We start from the raw sequence: 20,377 nt of genomic DNA, 5'->3' as shown, positions 1-20,377 counted from the left end.
ATCAGCTCGATGGATCACCGGCCTGTATCCGTGACACCGGCATCCTCCATGCGCGCAGCGTCGATGATGCGCGGCAAGAGGCGGTAATCGGACGTATCGCGCCCGGCCTGGTAGGCGAACTGGCTGGCCATCATGCCGGAGTCCACCAGGGGGCGGGCGCCCTTCTTGCGTGCTAGCGTCACGGGCGAGTTGGGCGCGAAGGGGCGGCCCTCCACGTCGCGGCTGTCGCGCAGCCGCGCGCGCATGCCCTCCACCAGCACCTGGCCGATGTCGTGCATGACGGGGGTGAGGTCGGAGACGCGGCGCTGGAGGTTTTCGAGCGCCTGCCGCACTTCGCGGTCGTCGATGTCGATGCGGATCATGGGCTATACTGCACGCAAGGGCTGGCGGCAAAATCTCCCTCCATCTGGTGAGGGCAGACCTGGGGCCCAAAGGTGCCGTCGCCGGGCGCGGGAGTCCGGCGCGCCAGCCCCACGAGGCGGTCCAGGTGCCGCCTCATTTCTTTTCTGCCTTGCGCAGCAGGCGCGCGACTTCACGGTTGTCGATGTCGATGCGGATCATGGGCTATACTGCACGCAAGGGCTGGCGGCAAAGTCTCCCGGCAGTAGCTGAAGGCGCGCCTGACGCCGAAGGTTGGTGGGGAATTTCACCCACCGGGGTCGCAAGGCCCTCGTGGCGGTCAGGGGAGCCCGCCACGCCAGCCCCGCGAGGTCGATCCGGCGCGGCCTCACCTCATTTCCCTTTCTTCAGCAGGCGCGCGATCTCGGCTTCGCGCTCCGCCTGTTGCCTGGAAAGCCGTCGAACGCTCGTCACCCACAACGCCTTGCCCGTGCGGGTGGCCTTGACCACCAGCACGTGGCCACCGGACTTCCCGGCTGACAGTGCGCGCACGTAGATCAGACTTGCGCCGTCCTGCACTCGGTGGGTGGCCAGGTCAATGACGTCCTGGGCGATGGCGTATTCGGAAGCCGAAAGCTCCGGATGCTCACGCTTTTGCTTCAAGGCCGGGTCGATCCCCGCTCACGCGGGGCAGACTCGGAAATCGATGCGCTGGGGGTGGGGGGATTTTCTGCGCTGGGTGAAGCTGGCGCAGGAGCAGATCAGGGCCGAGCGCGGCGGCGGTTAGTGCTTCGGCCCGAACAGCTCCGTGGCGGCGCCGAAAACGGCGGCCATGATCGGGCCGCTGACGGGCAGGCAAAGGACGGCCGCCAGCAGCGCGACGCCAAGACTGCCGCCGGTGATCAGCACGACCAGCGCGGGCGCGGCCATGGCGGCGCAGAGCGCGGCGAGGGCAAGGTTTTCCGAAGACATGGCTAGACAAGTATAGAGCATGGCAGGCGCAACGGTAACGCTCGGGATTCTGGTCACGGCAGCCGCCGGGGCGGCGCATGGCGCATTGCAGTCCCTCGGCCAGAACATGGATCGCCTGAAGGCGCGCACGGCGGAGGCCGCCCGCAGCCATGCGCAGCTGGGCGAGAAGCTGGCGCTGGTGGGCCGGCAGAATCGCCCGATCGAGGGCTTGTGGTCGATCCCCGCTCACGCGGGGCAGACATGCTGCGCGGCCCCTCGGGCGCCTGGCTGCCGGGTCGATCCCCGCTCACGCGGGGCAGACTATCACCATCTCGCCTTCGGCGAGCTTTCGAAGGGTCGATCCCCGCTCACGCGGGGCAGACCCAATGCCAAGGCCATTTTGGAAGTCATCGGCAGGTCGATCCCCGCTCACGCGGGGCAGACATAAGTGCTTACCCTCTTGATCCTGCTTATGAGGGTCGATCCCCGCTCACGCGGGGCAGACGCCACAGGGCGGTCAGCAGCACCCAGCGCAGCGGGTCGATCCCCGCTCACGCGGGGCAGACGCACCTGAGGTGGCGGCAGCGCTGAAGCGGCCGGGTCGATCCCCGCTCACGCGGGGCAGACCACGAGATCATGGCGGATGGCCTGGGCGGGCTGGGTCGATCCCCGCTCACGCGGGGCAGACCGCGGCGGCATCTACCGCGCCATCGTCTGGCCGGGTCGATCCCCGCTCACGCGGGGCAGACGCGCGTGGTCGATCAAGTGGTCGAGCTTATCGGGGTCGATCCCCGCTCACGCGGGGCAGACTGGCCTATTGTGGAAGCTATCCCGCTCATCCCTGGTCGATCCCCGCTCACGCGGGGCAGACGCCATGGGCTACGCCAGCCGCGACCCCGAGGGCGGTCGATCCCCGCTCACGCGGGGCAGACGCATGTCGGCCACGCCGGAGCCGAGGCCGGTGCGGTCGATCCCCGCTCACGCGGGGCAGACTGCTTGAGGGCGCGCAGGTGGAGCTTGACCCCGGGTCGATCCCCGCTCACGCGGGGCAGACGCGATGAACGACCCCATCGCCTGGGCGCAGGAGGGTCGATCCCCGCTCACGCGGGGCAGACGCGCGCATCACGGTCGTGAACAGCACGGTGCGGGGTCGATCCCCGCTCACGCGGGGCAGACAACATGAAGTCCTATCCTGGTGGCTTTCTGATGGGTCGATCCCCGCTCACGCGGGGCAGACGCGACGTGGCCGGCATGCAAAGCTGGCGCAGCAGGTCGATCCCCGCTCACGCGGGGCAGACCTCGCACCTTGTCCCAAAAGTCGCGCCGGTAGAGGTCGATCCCCGCTCACGCGGGGCACACGCGGGGCAGACGACGTCATCCTCGGCGTCTACACGCCCGACGAGGGTCGATCCCCGCTCACGCGGGGCAGACATCAGGTCGGTGGCATTCGTCACCGAGACGGCGGGTCGATCCCCGCTCACGCGGGGCAGACCCGTCGGATGAGGTGATCCGCGTGCCGTCGGGGGGTCGATCCCCGCTCACGCGGGGCAGACGCGCCCGCGTCTCGCTGCGGCGCGGCTTCGCCGGGTCGATCCCCGCTCACGCGGGGCAGACCGGATGAAGGCCGCGAAACGCTGCTGCCGCTCGGGTCGATCCCCGCTCACGCGGGGCAGACTACAAGGCCTATGCCATCGGCGACTTCGCCGAGGGTCGATCCCCGCTCACGCGGGGCAGACCGCTGGCCGACTGGCAGCCGCTCGTCGAGCCGAGGTCGATCCCCGCTCACGCGGGGCAGACGACGCGAAGCGGTGACGCGCTATGGATCACCAGGGTCGATCCCCGCTCACGCGGGGCAGACGGCCACTGGGGCAGCGGCGGGAACGCCGGGTTGGGTCGATCCCCGCTCACGCGGGGCAGACGTTCTGGTTCAAAGCTGGGACGGTGCCGTCTGGGGTCGATCCCCGCTCACGCGGGGCAGACGCCGCCGTGGGCGCAGCAAGCTGATCCAGCCGGGGTCGATCCCCGCTCACGCGGGGCAGACAGCCCCATGGCCCGCATCGCCGCCTGCACCAGCGGTCGATCCCCGCTCACGCGGGGCAGACCACGGCCCGCGCGTGACAAGGGTCTCCAGCATGGGTCGATCCCCGCTCACGCGGGGCAGACTGGGCGCGTTCGTCGGCCATATTCAACTTGTCGGGTCGATCCCCGCTCACGCGGGGCAGACATGGCCGTGGTGCGACCATCGAGGTTCGCGAAGGGTCGATCCCCGCTCACGCGGGGCAGACCGCGGCTGATCAGCTCCAGCCGGTCCAGGGTGAGGTCGATCCCCGCTCACGCGGGGCAGACCAGCTCATCGACGTGGACCGCATCGACACGATGGGTCGATCCCCGCTCACGCGGGGCAGACTGGCGTTCGCGAGTATGTGCGCTACATGGACGAGGTCGATCCCCGCTCACGCGGGGCAGACACTGGATGGCCCGGGTAGACGATATCGCCAAGAGGTCGATCCCCGCTCACGCGGGGCAGACGGGGCTCGGTGGTCGGAATGTCGGCCATGGTCGGGTCGATCCCCGCTCACGCGGGGCAGACCAGTGCAGGCGTGGCTTCACTGTCGGCGGGATGGGTCGATCCCCGCTCACGCGGGGCAGACACACCTCCATGCGAGCGGATGGCCTGCACCTCGGGTCGATCCCCGCTCACGCGGGGCAGACAAGGATCCCGTCACGAGTGTCAAGTGGCCCTGGGGTCGATCCCCGCTCACGCGGGGCAGACCTGCCGCGCTTCAGGCTGCCAGCGGCCCGCTGAGGTCGATCCCCGCTCACGCGGGGCAGACCACAGCAAGACGCGGGCAATAGCCAGGGTGTACGGTCGATCCCCGCTCACGCGGGGCAGACAGCGTGGTTGCTATCGCCTCTTTCCCCTGTGGGGGTCGATCCCCGCTCACGCGGGGCAGACTCGGTCACCTTGCGCTCCAGGTAGCCGTCGGCGGGTCGATCCCCGCTCACGCGGGGCAGACACGCTCCCCATGTCTCAGTCAGTCTCCGGATGGGGTCGATCCCCGCTCACGCGGGGCAGACGCGAGGGATTGCAAAGGCGGTCAGGGAAGATAAGGTCGATCCCCGCTCACGCGGGGCAGACAGATGTACGGCGCAACACAGGATATCGTGATCGGGTCGATCCCCGCTCACGCGGGGCAGACCTCGGCATCGCGCGGCCGGTCGTTGCGTCGGCGGGTCGATCCCCGCTCACGCGGGGCAGACTGCGCGTACCGCATCTCACGCTCCAGACACTCGGGTCGATCCCCGCTCACGCGGGGCAGACTTCTGGCAGGTACCAAGAACCAAACGAGGCGGGGGTCGATCCCCGCTCACGCGGGGCAGACACCTCAACACGCCAACCGGATATCTGCAGGTCGGGTCGATCCCCGCTCACGCGGGGCAGACCCCTGGCGTAATCGTTGGCGTCCGTCCCCTCGAGGTCGATCCCCGCTCACGCGGGGCAGACTCGTGCACCACACAGACGGAGCGGTCGTCTACAGGTCGATCCCCGCTCACGCGGGGCAGACCTCTGCAGGCGGATGCCGCCGGGGCCGACGATGGGTCGATCCCCGCTCACGCGGGGCAGACGCCGTGCGCGCCGTGCTGGAGGACTACGCCATGGGTCGATCCCCGCTCACGCGGGGCAGACAGCGCCTGCGGCTCTTGGCCAGCCTGAGCGTCGGGTCGATCCCCGCTCACGCGGGGCAGACAGCGCCTGCGGCTCTTGGCCAGCCTGAGCGTCGGGTCGATCCCCGCTCACGCGGGGCAGACGAACTGTCCGGGCGAGTCGAATGATCCCCCTGGGGTCGATCCCCGCTCACGCGGGGCAGACTTGATCACCTTATACGTGGGGTTGGCATTTGGGGGTCGATCCCCGCTCACGCGGGGCAGACCAGCTTTCGCCAGCCGACGGCGCACGGGTCGTGGGTCGATCCCCGCTCACGCGGGGCAGACCGCCCAGCGCTGGAGCCCTACCCGGACGACAAGGGTCGATCCCCGCTCACGCGGGGCAGACGGTCTTGCTCTTGGTCACCATGTGCGTGCGGGGGGTCGATCCCCGCTCACGCGGGGCAGACATCTCGCGCAGAATGCCAGTGACCGGCACCAGGGGTCGATCCCCGCTCACGCGGGGCAGACTCACATGGCGCCCCGCCAGCATATCGCCCAAGCGGTCGATCCCCGCTCACGCGGGGCAGACTCGCTGCGGCCCAGGCGCTCGGCCAGCACCAGGGGTCGATCCCCGCTCACGCGGGGCAGACATCGGCGGCGACTTCACCCCCGGGATGTCGCCAGGTCGATCCCCGCTCACGCGGGGCAGACCGCCGGCCACCTCGTATTACGCATGGCAGACCAGGTCGATCCCCGCTCACGCGGGGCAGACAGGAGCGTCTCATGCTGACAATCACCAACCACAGGTCGATCCCCGCTCACGCGGGGCAGACGCATCAATGGTATCGCGCACCGCCGTCATGCGGGGTCGATCCCCGCTCACGCGGGGCAGACTCGAAAAAACGCAGGACGAGATGGGCCGCGTGCGGTCGATCCCCGCTCACGCGGGGCAGACATCAACCGCCGGAGCATTGCCGCCCTGACCGGAGGTCGATCCCCGCTCACGCGGGGCAGACGGATGGGTCAAGGTGTGGGAGGTGGAAGAAGGGGGTCGATCCCCGCTCACGCGGGGCAGACGATGTACCCCTCCTGCTCGACGTCTGGCAAACGGGTCGATCCCCGCTCACGCGGGGCAGACTGTCTGAGCAGGATGTCGAAAGCCTGGTCGAAGGGTCGATCCCCGCTCACGCGGGGCAGACGAGCAGCTGCAGGCCCTGATGCCCGGCGAGAAGGGTCGATCCCCGCTCACGCGGGGCAGACGGGCGATGGCCGCCGCCTCAAATACCATCTCAAGGTCGATCCCCGCTCACGCGGGGCAGACTCGAAGGTCTGGCCGTCGATCTCGATGCGCTGGGGTCGATCCCCGCTCACGCGGGGCAGACGCGATGCCTTCCGCACCCAGGCCGCCGTGGGCAGGTCGATCCCCGCTCACGCGGGGCAGACCATGGCGATCATGCGATCGGGTCGGTAACCGTGGGTCGATCCCCGCTCACGCGGGGCAGACGAGAAGCTGCCGCAACAGCAGCGCATGGGCGTGGGTCGATCCCCGCTCACGCGGGGCAGACGCCTGCTTTTGCAGCAGCTCGCTGTCGAGCTGGGGTCGATCCCCGCTCACGCGGGGCAGACCGTACAGCCACCGCTTTTTCCCCTATGTGCCGTGGTCGATCCCCGCTCACGCGGGGCAGACCACATCCGACGCATCGACGTTGGCTGCGGAGGAGGTCGATCCCCGCTCACGCGGGGCAGACATCAGCGAAGTGTTTGACCAGCTTGGTGACGAGGGTCGATCCCCGCTCACGCGGGGCAGACCATTGGAATGATCGCGCTGGGCGATCTGGTTAGGGTCGATCCCCGCTCACGCGGGGCAGACGTGCGTGCCGAACACGTAGCCAAGCCTGCGCAAGGTCGATCCCCGCTCACGCGGGGCAGACCGCTCGGCCTCCAGCTCGGCCGGGAACCACGGAGGTCGATCCCCGCTCACGCGGGGCAGACTCACCTCCACATCATGCGGCAGCTTGCGACCTGGGTCGATCCCCGCTCACGCGGGGCAGACTTCAAGAGCTACGCGCTGCGTGACTGGGCGCGGGGTCGATCCCCGCTCACGCGGGGCAGACGCTCCATCTGCGGGCCATCGGCGCGGCCTTCGAGGTCGATCCCCGCTCACGCGGGGCAGACTCGCCGAAGCGCTCGCCCAGCAGCTCGCGCAGCGGTCGATCCCCGCTCACGCGGGGCAGACGATGACAGCAAATTGACGCAAGAAGTGATTAGAGGTCGATCCCCGCTCACGCGGGGCAGACTGGCAGTAACACGAAGTGAAGCCCTAGGGTTTAGGTCGATCCCCGCTCACGCGGGGCAGACGTGCTAGCGTAGGTCTTGCTGCTGGTGCTAGCGGGTCGATCCCCGCTCACGCGGGGCAGACTCTGCAGTCTAACACCTTGACTGCAAAAGAGAAACCGAATTGTTAAGGAGCTCCGACCGGGGGCGGTCGGCGGGCGAGGACGAGGCCGTCGACGTTCACGAAGTCGATGGGCGGGCTGCCGAGCGTGCGCACGGCTTGGCCGCCCGGGACGTCTCGTTCCTGCCAGATCATGATGAGCGACGCGTCCCGCTCGTTGGGGAACCAGTCTTTCAGCACGTCCCAAACACGGTCTCGCACGGCAGGCGAGATGCGCGGCGCGCTGTAGACGCCCGGGGCCAGTTCCAGCATGGCGGAGGCGAGGAAGCCGCGCACGCGGGAGGAGACGTTACGCGTCACCACCACGGTCATCGACATCGAACAGCTCCTTGATGCGGTCGATCATGCGGGGGATCAGCTTTTCCTGTCGGAACAGCTTCGCCGCACGGCGCCGCACTTCTCGCTCCAGGTGGTCCGCGTCGCCATCGCGGTACGCGCGCACGGCGCCGAACGCCAAGGGCAGGGTGAGGTCCACGCGGTAGAGGTCGGCGATGTCCAGTGTGAAGGCATTGCTGGAATCTTCGTGGATGAAGCCGAGCGGCGGCAGGGCGCCTACGGCGGCCACCGCCAGGTCAGCCGCCGCTTCCACAAAGGTAGCGGCGTGATTGAGTGCTTGGTTGGGCAGATCGGCGGCGTTCGGGTTCTGACGGTCGTACCGGCGTCCGTGCCACTCGATGCCGAAGCGCTGCGCGACGAGCTTGTAGCTCTCCTTGATCCGCGCGCCTTCGATGCCGCGCAGGGTTTCGATGTCGCGGTGCGGCAGCACGCGGCCGAAGCGCCAGGCATACAGGCGCCGTGCAGTGTCGAGCCGGCGCTTGGGGTCGGCCCAGCGCTCGGCGTGGGCGCGCGCCACGTCGGAGCGCCCTTGCCCCAAGGGCGGCGCGGTGTAGCTCTTGACGCCGCCTTCGCCCACGGCGGCGATCAACACGCCGTGGCGCGCGCATAGCCGCAGCACGTCCTGGGTGATGCTCGTGCCGGGGCCGAGCAGAATCATCGAGACGGCCTGATATGGGATGGCGTAGTCCCCCGCGTCGAGCGTCTCGCTGCGCGCCGCGACGAAGCGCAGCGTGCCGTCCTCGACCGAGAGCTTGCCGTACTCCAGCCACAGCAGGCCGTGGCGGTCCGCATGCGGGATGCGCGAGGCGGCCAGGCCCAGCCGCCCATGCAGGAGGCCGGGGCCGTTGCTCATCGCGGCGGCGCCACCAACACCATGCCGAAGCCGAAGGCGCGATGGCGGCCGATGCCGCGGCTGAGCCGTTCGGCGAATTGTTCGCCGTCCTGCACCATGGCATTCGCGCCAAAAAGGGCCTGCGGCCGTTCGACGACCAGCAACCGGTTGTGGCCGTTGCGCGCGCGGCGCAGCAGTCGCGTGCGTGCGGCCATGCCCAGCAACGCCACCTCTTCGAGTTGCACCGCCCCGTTCCATTGGCTGGCAAACCATTGCCGGTACACCTCGCCGCGCGGCGGGGCATCGGCGCCCAGACGGTCGAGGGTGCGCAGGTAGAGATCCTTCTCCTCATCCCCTTTGCGCGAGACGGGGCAGGTAAGCACCTCCAGATGCAGCCGTTGACCGGCGCGCCAGGCCGCAGGCATGGGTTTGCTGAAAACGCCCGCGGGGTCGAGTGCCGCCCAAGCCTGAGGCGAGGCGAAGGCCTGTGCCCGGTCGAGCAACTCGGCGGCGGAGTGTGCCGAGTACCCGAGCACCTCGTGGCGCCGCTCGAAGTATCGAAACGGCTTGGGAGCGGCCTCGCCAAACAGGGCCGCGAACCAGGCATGCAGCGTGTAGCCCAGCCCTTCTTCTTCCTGCGTGATGCCTTGCTCGGCGGCAAATCGAAGCAGCCGGGGCGCCACGACGGGGATGCGTACCAAGTGCAAGCCGCTCATCGCCCGACCTCCAGATAGCCCACGGCGTAACGCTCGCTGCCGCGATGGATGTTCTGCTCCCAATCGCGCAGGTCGTAGCGTTCCTCCCACTGCGCGGCATCCCCTTCATCACGAGGCCACAGGGCCGGGATACGCGACGGTCGTTGGCGGGGTGCCACATCGGCTAAGGGCTCAGCCGCGAGGGCCGCCTTGACGCCGACCGCCTTGCGCCGGCCGATGAGCAAGGGCGCGGCCGGTAAACACGGCTTGCGGCCGATGAAGAGCGGACGCGCCGGGGCGCGCAGCGCGGTCTCCAGCGCGTCGAGCGTCGGCTCGCCGTCCCCGTCCAGCGCCATCGCGACGGTGGCAACGCCGTTGGCCCAGTGGTCGCGCCAGCGCTGGTGCGTGCCCGTGGCTGCGGTGCCGCCCTTGCGGTCCTCGCGGCGACCCCGGGTGGTCCAGCCGGTGTCGAGCATGAAGTCCTGGCCGAGGTCCACGGTCTGGTATTCCGTCAAGGGCTCGGGCTCCGCATCCCACCGCGCCGCAAAACGCAGGCGCGCTTGCAGGCCCTGCAAAAGGTCCGTGTCCCGGTGATCCCAGCCCAGCGCGTTGCCCAGCAGCCCGACCAGCATGGATTTGGCCGGGAAGCGCCAGATCGGGTTCAACTGGTCCACCACCACGGCGCCGAAGCTCATCAACGGCGCATCCAGACGAAGCAGCAGGCATTCCATGGGTCAGGCCCACAGCGCATCGAGCGCGGCCCGCACGGCGTTCTCGACCGGCTGCGCCGCCAAGGGCGAGGACAGCGACAAGGTGGTGGCGAGCTGGCGCTGCGAGTTCGCGCCGTACATGGCGTCGAGCTTGCCCAGGTACGCGAGCATCCGCTCGGCGGCCTGCTGTCGCACATCGCCCTTCGCGGGGACGGCCTCGAGGAAGGCATTGGCCAGCGACCGCGGTTGCGCCGTGCCCGCCTCCAGCAGCAGGAGGTCCGCCCAGGCATAGGGCGCGGTGCTGCCCTTCTTGGCCCCCGGGCTTTGCTGGACGATGCTGCGCACCAGCGCCCCCAGCACGCGGGCCGGCGTGGCCGAATCCTGCTGGCGCCACTCCTTGGCCTCGCAGCCGGTCAGGTTGGAGACGAGCAGCGGCACATCGACCGCGACATAGCCGTAGTACACGCCCGCGCCAAGTTCGGACTGATTGGCGTGCGCCGCGCCGATCTCGTCGTCGCGGTTGAGGTCGTCGACGACGGTGAAGTAGTCCATCTCGGTATTGGACGCGTGCACGGTGAAGGCATGGGCCACATGCACCGGCGCATCCACGCGGGCCAGCAGGTCGGACGTGACCATGCGGCCAAAGAGAGCAGCCGTCAGCCCGGCGGCGGCCTTGCTCATGGCGGCCAGGTTCTGTTTCTCGTCCTTGGACTTCAGCCGCTCCGCCAGGGCTTTGGCCGGGTCGGCCTCGCGGCTGGCGTCCACCAGCATCTGCACGAAGTAGTCGGCCTCACGCAGGCCGAACAGCACGGGCTGGTTCAGATCGCCGCCCTCCTTGACGCCACCATCGATCACGGCCTTGGCCAGCAGCTCGATCAGCGCGGAGGCCAGAGCCTCGCTCACGCCCGCCGCCACCGCGCGGGGCAGCACCGTGCGCGTGAAGAACGAACGCGTGCGTAGCCCATCCGGCAGATCGGGTAGCTGACGCGTGAGGTCTTCCCGCCAATGGCGCTTCAAGCACTGCGACGACACCCGCAGCCGAGTGGCGTTTCCGAACGGGATGCGCTTGGCCAAGCCCGCATCGTCGCGGTTGAGCAGGCTGGCAGGGTAGGCGGTCAGGGTGTGGATCTGCAGGAACATCGGTGTCACTCCTTGGCGTTGTCTCGCGGCTGATGGCGGTAGAAGGCTTGGGCAATGCGTCGGCACACGCGTTCGCGCGTTGGTGCGTCGGTGGTCAACAGGAAGGTGGCGGCGTCGAGCCAATCGAAGCTTTCGTTCTTGGCGGCGAGAAAGCGCACCATGCTCATGAACAGCTCGACGCGCAGATCGTCCGGTGCGCCGAGCAGCCGCTCCAGGCGCGCTTCCGCAAAGCCAGACTCTGCGAGTGCCCGGCCCAGCGGGCGTTCTTTGCGATGCGACGAGGCGCCGAGGGTGGCCAAGCCCCAGGCCAGCGCCATCCATGTCGGAGCTTGGGCCTCGGAAGGAAGAGCGTCGCCCACGTGGCGCAGCCACAGCCGATAGAACGCGAGCGGCATCGGTTGATCCGGCGACCAGCGTTTGAGCGCGGCCCGGTCACCTGTGGGGTAGTGAGGGTGACCGATCACGCCGGCCACGCGGCCGACGGTGGCGGCGAGCGACGATTCGCCCGCTTGGGGTTCGGCAGAGAGCGTCATGCGGTGAGCTCCTCGTGGGTTTCCATGGGTGGGGCGGGCCTGTCAGTGGACACGGACAGGCCCTTTTTGCGCAGCACGCCGGCGAAAGCGCGGTGCGCCTCGGTGATGGCGCGGTAGCGGCGGTTGGAAGGGAGTGGCAGACGCGTGTGGGCCTCCTCGAGCAGCTCGCGCGCTTGCTGCACCAGCGCGTGCTGCCAACCTTGCCGGACGGCCTCGCGGTTTTCGTCCACCGCCCGCCACAGCGTGGGGAAGTAACTGGCCTCCCAGCGTTTGCCGAAGTCGGCGCGGGTGCGGTCCACCCAGCGCTTCACGGCGTCGCGGTCGAAGTCCGCGGTTTCCGGCCCGCCTTCCGCAAACACGGTCAAGGCCGTGCGCAGGGCCGCCATGACGCCGCTGGCATCGGTCAACAAGGACTGCGCGAAATGCGCAAGCGTGTCGCGACTGGCCGCCGAAAACAGCGCCATGCGCGCTTTGGGCGGCACGGGCAGTTCGACACGATGAAAACCTTCCGTCGTGCCTTGGCCGCGGACAAGCACGCTGGCGACAAACCAACCGGGCTCATCCCCGGGGCGGGGCCTTTGCAGCGCGGTGAGCTCGAATCCTTGCTCGAAGAGCAGATCGGTGAGGCGGTCGGGCGTGAAACCCGCGGCAGGCAGGGTCAGCGCCGAGCGGCCCTTCTTCTTGTCTTCGGTGTTGAGCGGAATCCACGGATCACCGACGTCGCCGCTTTCAAGGTTCTTCGGCCCGATTTGTCGCGCCTTGCTGGTGGCGCCCAGCGCGATCACTGCGCCGTCGGGCGTGCGGTACAGGCGCACCGGCCGTGTTGCCTCGATGAACCACGGCTCGAGATCGTGCAGTCTGTGCTGGTGGCCCTCCCGGTTCCAACGAGTGAGCCAGGTGAGCACGGTGCCTCGCGCGCGAAAGCCGTAGGCGGCCTGGGTCGATTCGCGCAGGCTGCGCAGGGCGCTCACCTCGTCAATGAACCGACGCGAGGGGTGCAGGCTTTGCGTCCACGCGACGATGGGGCGACTGGCGAAGCCGCCATTCATGCGCACGATGCCGTAGTTGCCCGCGCCCAGGAAGCCACTCGTCGTCTGATAAAGCAGCAGCGCGTAGAGCCACGCCTGCGCCTCTTGCGCATCGACGCGGCTCATCTTGACGTCATGGTTCTTGGAGGTGATGAGGACGTCGAGCTCGTCCGGCGTGCTGGCTTTGGGCTGGTAGCTCCACACACCGCGCTTCTGTTCCGCGCCGTAGTCCTTGGCCTCGGCCTCCCAACTCGACCACGGGTGTTGCAGGAACGCGGGCTTCGTGACGTCTTCCACTACCAGGCTCCAGGCCGTCTCCTGGCCGTCGGCCAAGTCCAGCAGACCGTCGTGCCAGTAGGCAGGATCGGTGGGCAGCTCTTCGGTGGGGCGGCGCGCCTGGATGCTGGCCGCCACTTGCACGAGGAACACATGCCAGGGGTCGGCCTGGTGCGCCCGCAAGCCCGTGTAGCCGTCGACGGCGCCTTGCGCCAGCAGGGCATACAGCGTCGGCAGGCTCACATGGCGCTCGCCCTCGGGGGTGCGCACGCCGATGAGTTCGTCTGTCAGCAGGTCATGCATCGTCCTTCTCCAGGCCGAAACGGGTGTAGCGGAACGCGCGCTCGCCGAGCACGAACCGGAATCCCTCCGCATTGGGCTCGGCAGTCACGGTGTCTGGCAGTGGGGCGTCGGGCAGCCAATGCGCCGGAACCTGCACGCGTTCGACGGGGATGCCGAACGCCGAGCGGCAGGGCGCCGTCAGCGGCACGTCGAAAGTCGGGGTGCCCAGGCGGGTGACCACCTTCTCGGACTTGTCGCTGTAATGCAGATCGCCGAAGGGCTCTTCCTTGAGCACGGCACCGACGGCCGCGCGCAGCTCGGCCAGGCGGGCGCCTTCCAGCCAAGCGCAGTGCGGGTCCCATTCAGGCGGAAGTTCTGCCCAAGCCTCGGGGTGGGTCGTGCGCTCGATGAGGGCGCGGCTGTCCTCGGGCAGCACGATGGCGGTACGCGCGCTCAACTCCTCGAGCGTGCGCTGCAGGACACGCCCATCGTCGTAGACGCTGCCCAGGCCCGCGGGGCCCCGCAGAGTGCCGTCGCTGCGCAGGAAGCCCGCGAGGGGGGCGTGCGGCACCCGCACGCAGGCGCGCGGCGTGGCGAAGGGCTCGGGCCGCGCCTTGCGCTCGTGGCGATGCAGCCGGCCGAAGCGCTGCACCAGCACGTCCATCGGCGCGAGGTCGGTGACGAGCCAGTCGGCGTCGATATCGAGGCTCTGTTCGAGCGTCTGCGTGCCAATGAGCAGCAAGGGCCCATGCGGGGAATGCTTGCCCAGCGCGCTCGTCACGTGCGCGTCGAGACGCTCGCGGTCCTCGCGCGCGAAGCGGCCATGGTGCGGGCAGCGGATGCCGTCCAGCGCGAACAATGCGGGCAGCAGCGAAGGCGCGGCCGATGCAAGATGTGCTTCCATGTGCCGCAGCAAGGCATTGGCTCGGGCCACGGTGTTGCAGACGACGAGCACCCGGGCGCCGTGCCGCAGTGCCTCCACCAGTTCCGGCACCAAGGGGTCGTCATCGGTGAGCGTGGGGCTGAGCGTCACCTCGACGCGCCGGGCGGGTCGCGAGGCGGGAATGGCACGGGGGCCGGCCTGCGTGCTGAGGGCGGGGTAAGGGCGTTGCAGCGCCTGCGCCAACGGCAGCACAGGGCGCTGGAAGAAGGGCGCGGCAGCCGACTCGCCCAGCGTCGCAGACAGCAGCAAGGCCCAGCCTCCCCGACGCAGATGCCCGTCGAGCAGCGCACGCAGCACCTCCCGCATGTAGGTGTCGGATGCGTGCACTTCGTCCACCACGAGCAGGTGCCGGTCCAGGCACACCGAGCGCAGCAGGCTGTGCTTGACCTGCAAGGCCGACAGCAGCGCCTGGTCGATGGTGCCCACGCCGATGGGCGCGGCCAGGAAGCGTTTGGGCCGCTCCGCGGACCATAGTTGCTCGCGTCGGGCATCGCGGATGCTGTCGTCCCACAAGGTGCCCGCGGGGTTGGGCAGCACCGGTGTGCCATCGGCCTTCACATAGCCAGGAGCGGCCAGCAGCACGGGGCTGGGGCGGGCGTGGGGCTCGAAGGCCGCGTCGATGGCCTTGCGCACACGCTCGTACAGCTCGCGCGCCGCCACCCGCGTTGGGAGCGCGAAGTAGAGGCCATCCACCACGCCCGCGGCATACAGCCGGAAGAACCACGCCAGCGCCGCCTCAGTCTTGCCGGAGCCTGTGTCCGACTCGATGAGCAGCAAGCGGTGGCTCTCTTCGACCGCCAGTTCTTGGGCCAACTGTTTTTGCAACGGCGACGGATCGAACCCGAACGTCGCGAGAAAGCTCTTGGACTGCCGCGACGGAGGCGGCGCCAAGCCGATGGCCCGCAGGGCGCGGGCGGCGGCGTCACGGGCGAGCGCTGCGCGGTCTTCGTTGGGCGAGGCGCGGTAAGGGAAGTAGTGCGTGTCCGAGCCGATCCAGTCGGCCAACATCACCAGGCCCGCGAAGCGATGCTGCAGGGCCGGCGTGGCAACGAGCGGCGCTCCATCGGGTTGGAAGGCTGCAGGGAAGGCTTGGCGTGCTGCCTGCGCGAGCGCGACCAATGCGCCCATCGGATCGTAGCCGTGGGCGGGTTTCCAATAGCGCACCGCGCGGGCAGCCCCCGACGCCTGGTAATCATTGCCGGACACCGGCCGGCCGTGGTGGGAGATGGCCGCGAGCAGCATCGCCATGGCCGCTTCACCGTCGCCACCGAACCAGCCGCACAGGTCGGCCAGCAGCTCGCGCCACGTCGCCGGCCACTGCTGTTCCAGCTCACCGAGCAGCGTCAGGGCCTCCAGCACGTGGCCGGCGGTGTCGCGGGCCTGCGGGTCGGCCTTGGCCTGGAAGCCCCAGTTGCACTTGCCCAGGTCGTGAAGGAAGGCAATGACGGCCAACCGGTCTTTGAGTCTTTGGTCCAGCTCACCGAGCCGCGCCACGTTCTCGATGTCGAGCAGGGCGCGGAAGACCAGGGCCACATCCAAACAGTGATCGACGAGTGGGTGACGCTTGCCGTCCGGCCCACACTTGCCCCAACAACTCCGGTCCATCGATGGATGCAGTTTGGCTCCCTAACAGCTGCTAGATCGTTGAGGCTGACCACGCCACCTTCTCTGATTTGACATCCTCCCCCGCCTAAAGTCGGGGGATTCCTACGGCGCTCACCCCGGCATCGAGCCGGGATGAGTCGCTTCGGTGGGTTCCTGGGCCGAGTGCGCAACCGCTGCTCGTATCTCCACAGGCGTTACTTCCGGCATGCCCTACCGTAGGCTGCCTTGGTTGTCGGCAGCAACGCCATTGTAGGACGGCGCAGCCGTCCGCGCTATCCTTCCCCGGCCCGAAGGCCGAGGCTTGCCGCGCACCAGGTCAAAGTCGCTTGCTGCATGGGGGCGGGCGAGACCATGACTTTGCCGAAGCACACCAGGGCGCCGATGTGATGCAGCGGCACCTGCGGCCGCTACTTCACGCCGCCGTCGGCTGCTGGCATGGTAGATGGCTCCTTTGGGCACCGACCTGCCAAGCATCTCTTCCAGGCACATCGCCTGGGCCGCAAGCTGTAGGTCGTCATACACTTTCTGGCGCTTGCGGCCGTGTTTGAACTCGACAGGGAACACCCCGCCATCTGGGTGAAACTCCACCCAATCGGCTTTACCGATGAGGCCGAGCCTGTCAGACCAGAGTGGCAAAGACCGCTCAACCCTCACCCCCACCTTCCATTCCTCGCCGGGTGTATCGACCAAGCGGTGCACGGCTTGGCCCCGGGCGGTGTGAACGTCGTCCCCGAAGGTCTGTTCCAGGTGGATCAGCCCACATTGACGCGGGCAGTAGGCCCAGTGCTGGAGAGCAGAGATGGGGATGGGGGCGTCCGGAACGTTCATGCGCTACCCATCGAAAAGGCGTTGCAGGAGTTCGTCCCGTGTCAGGCCATGATGCGCCGCCACGCTGTCGAGTATGGCTGCCAGAGTGCCGATGCGCAGCGGGTCATGGTTGGGGATGGTGAGGTGATGCTCGCCGCGGTCGTGGCTGGTGAGGCGGACATGGCTGCCCGTCTGGCGCGTGACCTCATAGCCGAACCGACTCAGGCGCTTGATCAGGTCTGCACCGGAAAGGTCACGTGGCAATCTCATGCCGCCAGGACTTCCTCGCGAGTGATGTGCAAACGAATGAGGCTAGGCCGCCGATCCTCATCGAAATGGCAGCGCACGGCGTCCCGAACCTGGGCGTGCAAATGGCTGAGGTCGTCGGCCTCAGTGAAGATGTCTGCACCCACGGCGCGCGCGATGTATCCGCCTTCCGGGGCCTCTTCGACAATGAAGTGGATTTCGGTCATGGTCGAGCATCCTTCAACAAAGGCGGTGCAGGGTCACGCTGGAGGGCATGTGCTCCTCGACAACGACGACGTCGTAGTCTTGAAAGCTGCGCGCGACCTCGACACCCGGTTCTGAGCGCCAAAGGGCTGTGCCATTTCAGCGGCTAGGAGCGCAACGCGCCTTAAGTGCTCGTCCAACGCGTGCGGCGCGCGCCAGTTGCCTTGCGCGTCGCGAGCGACGTGGGCGATAGGGGACAGGCCGGCGTTCGTTGCCATGGATTTGCATTGGAAGTTGCCATCGGCGCAGGGCTTACGACGCGCATGCGAGCATCATATGGAGGACTGGGCCGGTGTGAGAAGATGGGGTCTGGGTGCACGCCCGTGGCGGCTTCACCGTCAACGCGCAAAGCGCCGCCGCGTCAGCGCCAGCGCCACCCAGAACGCCGCGAGCGCATAGCCGGCCAGCACCGCCACGTGCCGCGCCGCGTCGGCCGGCCAGTGGTCGAGGAAGAGCGGGCGCACCAGCTGCACCGCGTGCGTCAGCGGCAGCGCCTCGCCGACCGCCTGCACCCAGCCGGGCAGCTGTTCGCGCGGAAAGAAGACGCCTGAGAGAAACATCATCGGCGTCAGGAACAGCGTGAAGTAGTAGGTGAAGAAGTCGTAGCCCCTGGCCAGCGCGTTGAAGATCAGCGCTAGGCTCGCGAACGTCACGCCGGTCAGCGCCAGCACCGCCCACGCCAGCACGAGCTTGGGGCTGTGGCCGATGCCCAGCAGCATCACCAGCAGGATCGCGCTGGCGGTGAACAGCGCCTTGAACGCCGCCCACAACATCTCCGCCAGCACGATGTCGTCCAGCGTCACCGGGGCGTTGAGGATGCCGTCCCAGGTGCGCTGCACGTGCATGCGCGAAAACGCCGAATACAGCGCCTCGAAGGTGGCGGCGTTCATCGTGCTCATGCAGACGCTGCCGCTGGCCAGGAACACCAGGTACGGCACCGGCTGCGCGCCGCCGCCGGGCAGGGGCAGCGTGACGCTGCCGACCAGCGCGCCCATGCCATAGCCGAACGCCACCAGCCAGATCAGCGGCTCGGCGATGTTGCCGACCAGGCTCGGGATCGCCAGCTTGCGCCACACCAGCAGGTTGCGCTGCCACACGGCCACGAAGCGCGTGCTGGCCCGCGGCGGGGCCCAGTAGGCGGGGTGGAAGGCGTCACGCATCGGGGTCATCCTTCGGCGCGGATCTGCCGGCCGGTCAGGCGCAGGAACAGATCCTCCAGGTTGGCCGGGCGGTGCAGCAGCCGCAGCTGTGGCCGCCCCGCCAGTCGCGCCAGCAGCGGGCGCGCGTCGCGGGTGTAGAGGAAGGTCGTCTCGCCGTGCGTCTCGACGCGGCCCGCCAGCGCGCGCGCCTCGTCGTCCAGCAGCGCGGCCACGTCCGGCTGGCCCTGCTCGCCGTACAGCTCGATCACCTCCGGCTCCAGATGCTGCGCGATCAGCGCGCGCGGGGCGCCTTCGGCGATGCGTCGGCCGTGGTCGACGATCACCAGCCGGTGGCACAGCCGCTCGGCCTCGTCCATGAAGTGCGTCGTCAGCAGGATGCTCTTGCCCTGCTGCAGCAGGCGCTGCAGCCGCTCCCACATCAGGTGGCGCGCCTGCGGGTCCAGCCCCGTGGTCGGCTCGTCCAGCAGCAGCAGCGCCGGGTCGTTGACCAGCGCGCGCGCCAGGCTCAGGCGCCGGCGCATGCCGCCGGAGAGTTCCCCAGGGCGCGCGTCGGCCTTGTGCGAAAGCGCCGCGAACTCCAGCAGCGGCCCGATGCGCGCGCGCAGCGGCGCGTCCGGCAGGCCGAAGTAGCGCCCGTAGACCAGCAGGTTCTCGGCGCAGGTGAAGTCCGGGTCCAGCGTGTCGAACTGCGCCACCACGCCCAGCCGCGCCTTGATCGCGCGCGCCTGCTGCGGCATCGGCAGGCCGAACACGCGCACCGAGCCGGCGTCCGGCGCCACCTGCCCCAGCGCCATGCCCAGCGTGGTCGTCTTGCCCGCCCCGTTGGGCCCGAGCAGCCCGACGCACTCGCCCGGCTCGATCGAAAACGACAGATCGTCCACCACGGCGCGCCCGCCGTAGCGCTTGGTCAGCCCGTCGATGTGCAGCAACGTTTCGGCCATGGATGCATTGTGCCGCGGTCCGATGCTGCCGATTGCTAGACTCCGGGGCGGAGGTCCCGAGGCCACATGCCCACACTGAACTGGATCGGCAAGGATGCCGTCGTCAAACACCACAAGGAAGTGCCGTTCCGCCTGCTGGAACTGGTGCCGGAACTCTCCTACGGCGAGGCCGACAGCGGCAACCTCATCGTGCAGGGCGACAACCTGCACGCCTTGAAGGCCCTCTTGCCGCGCTACGCCGGGCAAGTCAAGTGCATCTACATCGACCCGCCCTACAACACCGGCAACGAAGGCTGGGTGTACAACGACAACGTCAACAGCCCGGAGATTCGTCGCTGGCTGGGTGAGGTGGTGGGCAAGGAAGGCGAGACGCTGGATCGGCACGACCGCTGGCTGTGCATGATGTACCCGCGCCTCGTGCTGTTGCGGCAGTTTCTGCGCGAGGACGGGGCGATTTTCGTGTCCATCGACGACAACGAGATGGCCAGCTTGCGGTTGTTGATGGATGAGATTTTTGGGGTCAGAAATTTTGTTGCCACTGTGCTGTGGCAGAAGGTCTTTGCTCCCAAGAACAGCGCACGCCATCTTTCGGAGGACCACGACTACATCGTCGTCTACGCGGCAAACGCCGATAGGTGGCGGCCCAATCTCATTCCGCGCGCCGAAGAGGCAACAGCGAGATATAAGAACCCCGATAACGATCCGCGTGGGCCATGGACGTCAGGGGATCTACAAGCACGAAATTTTTATAGCGAAGGCACTTATCCAGTTACCTGTCCTTCAGGAAGGATTATCGCTGGGCCGGGTAAAGGGATGTACTGGCGCATATCCAAAGAGAAATTTGCTGAACTTGACCGAGACGGTCGCATCTGGTGGGGCCCAGACGGCAACAACATGCCTCGCCTCAAGCGTTTTTTGTCAGAGGTCAAAGACGGAATTGTTCCGCAAACCCTGTGGCTCCATAAGGATGTCGGTCATACCCAGGAAGCCAAGAAAGAACTGCTTGAGCTGGTCGAGTTTGAGTCGTCCGACGATGTGTTCATCACGCCGAAACCTACCTGTCGTGTCCCGGATGATTGGTTAATTGGTTCACGCCGTGGTTTACTCTTGGCCCGAGAGGTCATGCTGGAGCTGAAACGATGCATCTGAGGCTGCACAAGAACGCCACCACGACACCCAGGATCCG

17 protein-coding genes and 1 CRISPR repeat array are annotated in these 20,377 nt (G+C 68.2%); of the genes, 1 reads left to right on the top strand and 16 read right to left on the bottom strand.

Annotation, left to right across the window (positions count from 1 at the left end):
- Positions 1-14: 14 nt before the first annotated feature.
- The 16 genes from Tfont_RS06670 to Tfont_RS06595 all read right to left on the bottom strand — a co-directional run bounded on the left by Tfont_RS06670 (position 15) and on the right by Tfont_RS06595 (position 19,191).
- Entirely contained in the window at positions 15-362 is a 348-nt protein-coding gene (locus tag Tfont_RS06670; RefSeq protein WP_143968865.1) for a phage virion morphogenesis protein, read from the bottom strand.
- A gap of 370 nt (positions 363-732) precedes the next feature.
- Positions 733-1,002, bottom strand: a complete 270-nt coding sequence (locus Tfont_RS06665; protein ID WP_143968864.1) for a hypothetical protein — start codon at positions 1,000-1,002, stop codon at positions 733-735.
- A 120-nt stretch (positions 1,003-1,122) separates the two neighbouring features.
- The gene (locus Tfont_RS06660; RefSeq protein WP_143968863.1) at positions 1,123-1,311 is read right to left on the bottom strand and encodes a hypothetical protein; all 189 of its coding nucleotides are present in this window, start codon (positions 1,309-1,311) and stop codon (positions 1,123-1,125) included.
- A gap of 212 nt (positions 1,312-1,523) precedes the next feature.
- Positions 1,524-7,357: a CRISPR direct-repeat array (repeat unit 28 nt; unit sequence GGTCGATCCCCGCTCACGCGGGGCAGAC).
- A 42-nt stretch (positions 7,358-7,399) separates the two neighbouring features.
- Entirely contained in the window at positions 7,400-7,711 is a 312-nt protein-coding gene (gene cas2e, locus Tfont_RS06655; RefSeq protein ID WP_143968862.1) for a type I-E CRISPR-associated endoribonuclease Cas2e, read from the bottom strand.
- Positions 7,683-8,582 (bottom strand): type I-E CRISPR-associated endonuclease Cas1e, encoded by a 900-nt coding sequence (gene cas1e, locus Tfont_RS06650; protein ID WP_143968861.1) that lies wholly within the window; start codon positions 8,580-8,582, stop codon positions 7,683-7,685. Before cas1e ends, cas2e begins: the two co-directional genes overlap by 29 nt.
- Positions 8,579-9,277: a type I-E CRISPR-associated protein Cas6/Cse3/CasE gene (locus Tfont_RS06645; protein WP_143968860.1), complete on the bottom strand. Its 699-nt coding sequence runs from the start codon at positions 9,275-9,277 to the stop codon at positions 8,579-8,581. The genes cas1e and Tfont_RS06645 overlap by 4 nt, the downstream gene beginning before the upstream one ends.
- Complete coding sequence (cas5e, locus tag Tfont_RS06640) at positions 9,274-9,987, bottom strand: type I-E CRISPR-associated protein Cas5/CasD (RefSeq protein WP_143968859.1); 714 nt, start codon at positions 9,985-9,987, stop codon at positions 9,274-9,276. Before cas5e ends, Tfont_RS06645 begins: the two co-directional genes overlap by 4 nt.
- Before the next feature lie 3 nt (positions 9,988-9,990).
- The gene (gene cas7e / locus Tfont_RS06635) at positions 9,991-11,106 is read right to left on the bottom strand and encodes a type I-E CRISPR-associated protein Cas7/Cse4/CasC (RefSeq protein ID WP_143968858.1); all 1,116 of its coding nucleotides are present in this window, start codon (positions 11,104-11,106) and stop codon (positions 9,991-9,993) included.
- 5 nt (positions 11,107-11,111) lie between these two features.
- Positions 11,112-11,639: a type I-E CRISPR-associated protein Cse2/CasB gene (gene casB, locus Tfont_RS06630; protein ID WP_143968857.1), complete on the bottom strand. Its 528-nt coding sequence runs from the start codon at positions 11,637-11,639 to the stop codon at positions 11,112-11,114.
- Positions 11,636-13,246 (bottom strand): type I-E CRISPR-associated protein Cse1/CasA, encoded by a 1,611-nt coding sequence (casA, locus tag Tfont_RS06625; protein ID WP_143968856.1) that lies wholly within the window; start codon positions 13,244-13,246, stop codon positions 11,636-11,638. Before casA ends, casB begins: the two co-directional genes overlap by 4 nt.
- Positions 13,239-15,773 carry a CRISPR-associated helicase Cas3' gene (cas3, locus tag Tfont_RS06620; RefSeq protein WP_143968855.1) on the bottom strand — a complete coding sequence of 845 codons (2,535 nt, stop codon included), beginning with the start codon at positions 15,771-15,773 and terminating at the stop codon, positions 13,239-13,241. Before cas3 ends, casA begins: the two co-directional genes overlap by 8 nt.
- Before the next feature lie 210 nt (positions 15,774-15,983).
- On the bottom strand, positions 15,984-16,601 hold the full coding sequence (gene cas4, locus Tfont_RS06615) for a CRISPR-associated protein Cas4 (protein WP_221934274.1): 618 nt from the start codon (positions 16,599-16,601) through the stop codon (positions 15,984-15,986).
- 3 nt (positions 16,602-16,604) lie between these two features.
- The gene (locus tag Tfont_RS06610) at positions 16,605-16,850 is read right to left on the bottom strand and encodes a type II toxin-antitoxin system HicA family toxin (protein WP_143968854.1); all 246 of its coding nucleotides are present in this window, start codon (positions 16,848-16,850) and stop codon (positions 16,605-16,607) included.
- Positions 16,847-17,053 carry a 2-oxoisovalerate dehydrogenase gene (locus Tfont_RS06605; RefSeq protein ID WP_143968853.1) on the bottom strand — a complete coding sequence of 69 codons (207 nt, stop codon included), beginning with the start codon at positions 17,051-17,053 and terminating at the stop codon, positions 16,847-16,849. The genes Tfont_RS06610 and Tfont_RS06605 overlap by 4 nt, the downstream gene beginning before the upstream one ends.
- A gap of 375 nt (positions 17,054-17,428) precedes the next feature.
- On the bottom strand, positions 17,429-18,250 hold the full coding sequence (locus Tfont_RS06600; protein WP_143968852.1) for an ABC transporter permease: 822 nt from the start codon (positions 18,248-18,250) through the stop codon (positions 17,429-17,431).
- Between the two features lie 5 nt (positions 18,251-18,255).
- Positions 18,256-19,191 carry an ATP-binding cassette domain-containing protein gene (locus Tfont_RS06595; protein WP_143968851.1) on the bottom strand — a complete coding sequence of 312 codons (936 nt, stop codon included), beginning with the start codon at positions 19,189-19,191 and terminating at the stop codon, positions 18,256-18,258.
- A 66-nt stretch (positions 19,192-19,257) separates the two neighbouring features.
- Between Tfont_RS06595 and Tfont_RS14700 the strand changes: the two genes are divergently transcribed.
- The gene (locus Tfont_RS14700; protein WP_143968850.1) at positions 19,258-20,340 is read left to right on the top strand and encodes a site-specific DNA-methyltransferase; all 1,083 of its coding nucleotides are present in this window, start codon (positions 19,258-19,260) and stop codon (positions 20,338-20,340) included.
- Positions 20,341-20,377: the final 37 nt, after the last annotated feature.

This window comes from Tepidimonas fonticaldi, from assembly GCF_007556755.1.
Classification (GTDB): domain Bacteria; phylum Pseudomonadota; class Gammaproteobacteria; order Burkholderiales; family Burkholderiaceae_C; genus Tepidimonas; species Tepidimonas fonticaldi.
The sequence above is the reverse complement of the archived record's forward strand: the minus strand, read 5'-3'. Positions and strand labels throughout refer to the sequence as shown.

Excerpts from the sequence above, each read along its gene's own strand:
- cas7e (WP_143968858.1), bottom strand. The coding sequence starts at position 11,106 with ATGTTCCTGCAGATCCACACCCTGACCGCCTACCCTGCCAGCCTGCTC.
- cas1e (WP_143968861.1), bottom strand. The coding sequence starts at position 8,582 with ATGAGCAACGGCCCCGGCCTCCTGCATGGGCGGCTGGGCCTGGCCGCC.
- cas5e (WP_143968859.1), bottom strand. The coding sequence starts at position 9,987 with ATGGAATGCCTGCTGCTTCGTCTGGATGCGCCGTTGATGAGCTTCGGC.
- cas3 (WP_143968855.1), bottom strand. The coding sequence starts at position 15,773 with ATGGACCGGAGTTGTTGGGGCAAGTGTGGGCCGGACGGCAAGCGTCAC.
- cas2e (WP_143968862.1), bottom strand. The coding sequence starts at position 7,711 with ATGTCGATGACCGTGGTGGTGACGCGTAACGTCTCCTCCCGCGTGCGC.
- cas4 (WP_221934274.1), bottom strand. The coding sequence starts at position 16,601 with ATGAACGTTCCGGACGCCCCCATCCCCATCTCTGCTCTCCAGCACTGG.
- Tfont_RS06660 (WP_143968863.1), bottom strand. The coding sequence starts at position 1,311 with ATGTCTTCGGAAAACCTTGCCCTCGCCGCGCTCTGCGCCGCCATGGCC.
- casA (WP_143968856.1), bottom strand. The coding sequence starts at position 13,246 with ATGCATGACCTGCTGACAGACGAACTCATCGGCGTGCGCACCCCCGAG.
- Tfont_RS06600 (WP_143968852.1), bottom strand. The coding sequence starts at position 18,250 with ATGCGTGACGCCTTCCACCCCGCCTACTGGGCCCCGCCGCGGGCCAGC.
- Tfont_RS06610 (WP_143968854.1), bottom strand. The coding sequence starts at position 16,850 with ATGAGATTGCCACGTGACCTTTCCGGTGCAGACCTGATCAAGCGCCTG.
- casB (WP_143968857.1), bottom strand. The coding sequence starts at position 11,639 with ATGACGCTCTCTGCCGAACCCCAAGCGGGCGAATCGTCGCTCGCCGCC.
- Tfont_RS06605 (WP_143968853.1), bottom strand. The coding sequence starts at position 17,053 with ATGACCGAAATCCACTTCATTGTCGAAGAGGCCCCGGAAGGCGGATAC.
- Tfont_RS06645 (WP_143968860.1), bottom strand. The coding sequence starts at position 9,277 with ATGAGCGGCTTGCACTTGGTACGCATCCCCGTCGTGGCGCCCCGGCTG.
- Tfont_RS14700 (WP_143968850.1), top strand. The coding sequence starts at position 19,258 with ATGCCCACACTGAACTGGATCGGCAAGGATGCCGTCGTCAAACACCAC.
- Tfont_RS06595 (WP_143968851.1), bottom strand. The coding sequence starts at position 19,191 with ATGGCCGAAACGTTGCTGCACATCGACGGGCTGACCAAGCGCTACGGC.
- Tfont_RS06670 (WP_143968865.1), bottom strand. The coding sequence starts at position 362 with ATGATCCGCATCGACATCGACGACCGCGAAGTGCGGCAGGCGCTCGAA.